This window comes from Nostoc sp. 'Peltigera membranacea cyanobiont' 232 (genome assembly GCF_002245985.1).
Classification (GTDB): domain Bacteria; phylum Cyanobacteriota; class Cyanobacteriia; order Cyanobacteriales; family Nostocaceae; genus Nostoc.
Map to the genome: position 1 here is coordinate 1 of NZ_NOLK01000338.1, position 2,738 is coordinate 2,738.

Annotated in this window: 3 protein-coding genes; 2 read left to right on the forward strand and 1 reads right to left on the reverse strand. The window is 42.4% G+C overall.

Features of this window, described 5'->3' with window-relative positions; genetic code table 11:
• Positions 1–105 precede the first annotated feature (105 nt).
• On the reverse strand, positions 106–498 hold the full coding sequence (locus CDG79_RS40045; protein WP_094346984.1) for a DUF6632 domain-containing protein: 393 nt from the start codon (positions 496–498) through the stop codon (positions 106–108).
• Between the two features lie 533 nt (positions 499–1,031).
• Here CDG79_RS40045 and CDG79_RS40050 point away from each other — a divergent pair.
• Both CDG79_RS40050 and CDG79_RS40055 read left to right on the forward strand, forming a co-directional pair.
• A complete protein-coding gene (locus CDG79_RS40050) occupies positions 1,032–1,679 on the forward strand; it encodes a hypothetical protein (RefSeq protein WP_094346985.1) in 648 nt (215 codons plus the stop codon).
• Between the two features lie 352 nt (positions 1,680–2,031).
• Complete coding sequence (locus CDG79_RS40055; protein WP_094346986.1) at positions 2,032–2,640, forward strand: type 1 glutamine amidotransferase domain-containing protein; 609 nt, start codon at positions 2,032–2,034, stop codon at positions 2,638–2,640.
• Positions 2,641–2,738 lie beyond the last annotated feature (98 nt).

Consider the following 2,738-nt stretch of genomic DNA (forward strand, 5'->3'; position numbering starts at 1 on the left):
ATAGGCATCGCAGTACTGATCTACCACGGTGATCGTGGAGGTAGCCGTTCTTGAACCCAATTAAATACCCTTGCTAAGTTAAACTCTTAGTAACTAATTATACTCTCATGAGAGTAATAAAAGAGCGCTAGACACCATTTTACGCGGTGTAAGGAAGGCAAGGACAATTGCCACCAAGAATAGTGCTGGAACATCACCAAACAGGTGTCCACGTTCAACAGGATCAATGACTGCGTGTACCGCCATAATTAACCCATGCACTAAACTTGACCAAACAGTGAACCAGATTAAACTTCTGTTCGCTTCTGGTTGTCGAGCAGCCAACAGCAAAAAGACACCAAGTGTCGCATAAACACCAATGATCATTTGTTCATATTCGGACTGACCAGGTTGCCATAACCAGCCTGATGCCCAGATTTTAGTCAGAGGATAAATAAATAAAAAGGCAATTCCGACAAGAATAAGAGCGATTTGTAAGTAACGATGACGCTCATCCATTGCTCTAACCTCTGCTATTTTTCGGTGCAGTTTCTATCAAAAAAACTGCTGAGTTTGTAATATTATCCCTACTAGTGACACTTCAGTTTTGAAGTGTTAGGAATTTTAATGCTTTATCCACTGCTTTAGCAAACGGCATGAAGGCAAGTATACGTCATGAGCCGAAAGTTGGCAGTGCCGACCACCGCTCTTAATTGAGCTTGCTAGGTTTTGAGTTGCGTCATCACCTAGAGGGAAAATCCTTTATTTTGTCTAAGTTCTTATCCCTGTTTTTCTTCTATTATTTGTTGCAATACACGCTCTGCTTTTTCCCAAAGCTGAATATCTTCTCTTTCTACTGACCCCACATTAATCGGTGAATACTCAAGCTCGTAATAGCACCCAATATAGAATAGAAAGCCTCCGGCATATACTCTTGCATAATTCCCCAATCAACCTCTGATAGATGTAAAAGGAGTCACCGTGCCAATCCGGGGATTTTGTACGCCAATACTGCTTTGAAAACTTGAGATTTAACAAGAGAGTTTAAATTTATGTTTCACAAATTTCCATCCTTAATAGCTTCTCGCGTATTTGCAGTCGGGTTGCTATTAGTATTTGGGTTCAGCCAGCTTGCGACAGCGCAGCGTTCATCAAGTTCTGATGAAACTAGTTTTGAGTTATTTCCTAACACGCAGTTCATTAATTGCATGGCAGCCACTCCTGGAGTCACGCCTCGGGTTCAAGCCATCGTCAAGCGTGGCAATCTTAATGACAATCTGACTTTGAGGCTGACAAATTTCAAGCCGGGTTTGAAGTTTGACCTATTTACTGTAGAGAATAGTCCTCAGCAGGCATTCGGTACCCCAAACCCCAAATTCAAGAACTTTGGTCTGGCTTGGTACCAATCTGACGTTGAGCCTGGACTTGTGACAATTAAAACTATCCTGCTAGATCAGATTTTCGGTTTTGATCCGCAAGTGAACTTACCACCTACTAACACTTTCCATATAGGGTTTTGGTTTAACAACCCACAAGATGCTGCCGCGTGTGGCTTTGATGTTCGCAAACCTACCCCCTTTAATGGTGAACACAAGGCTGGTCCATTAGCATTTATTAGCCGACCTAATTCTCTAACCAACCTCGGGCCGCTTTGCATCAAACCTAACACCTCAAAAAACCCGCCGACTTGCAACCCTTAACCTGTTGATTCAAGACAATGCCCGAAACGAGGGTTCAGCTCAGTTCGGACAGATTGAACGTTGTTGAATGCTAGGACGTGCAGACATCTTTTAACATTGCACCGATTTAAGTGCGAACGCACAGTAAAAAAATCCGTTGCATCGTTTGCCGCTTGTTTCAAAACTTAAGCAGGTTTTATCAGCCAACGGGATCATGCGGGTTGTAGAGGTTGTCTGTCCCTGATGAATACATAAGCATTCGCAATACGAGAGTCAGCCGTTCCTGGCGCTCACGTCAAATTAGGCTTTTGGGGGGTTAGGCGAACAAAGTACTCTTAGTTTTATATAGTTAAATTAACTGATTTCAATACCAATGAAAGATAAAAAAGTCCTGATTGTTATCACCAGCCATAACACCTTAAATGATGGTAAACAAACAGGCTACTGGCTGGGAGAGGTGACACATTTCTACCACATTCTAAGAGAAGCAGGTTATGAAGTTGACTTTACTAGCCCTAAAGGAAGTCAACCACCGCTTGATCAAAGAAGTTACGATTTACGAGATAAAGATAATCGTCAATTTTGGGAAGACAAACGCCTTCACTCTCAACTGAATAACACAATTCCGATTGAAGCCGTTAACGCAGAAGATTACATTGCCATTTACTATGCAGGTGGACATGGGGCAATGTGGGATTTTCCTAGTAATGAAAGACTGGCACAGTTAGCAGCCCAAATCTATGAAAAAGGTGGCTTTGTCTGTGCCGTATGTCATGGTTCTGCTGGACTGCTTAACATTAAGCTTGCCAATGGACGCTCTTTGCTAGATGGAAAAACGGTTACAGGATTCGCCAACCTGGAAGAAAAGTTGATTCGTTTGACCAAAGCTGTTCCCTATCTTTTAGAAGACGAGCTGAAAAACCAGGGTGCTATCTATAAAAGAGGGATACTTCCAGGGTTAGCGCGTCTCAAAACCTATTGACAAGAGGACTTACCTGATCAGCGATAAGGTGGAAAACAAAGTGACACCATCTGAGGTAGGGTAAGATTTAATTCATCGAACTGCCATATCAAAGTAAT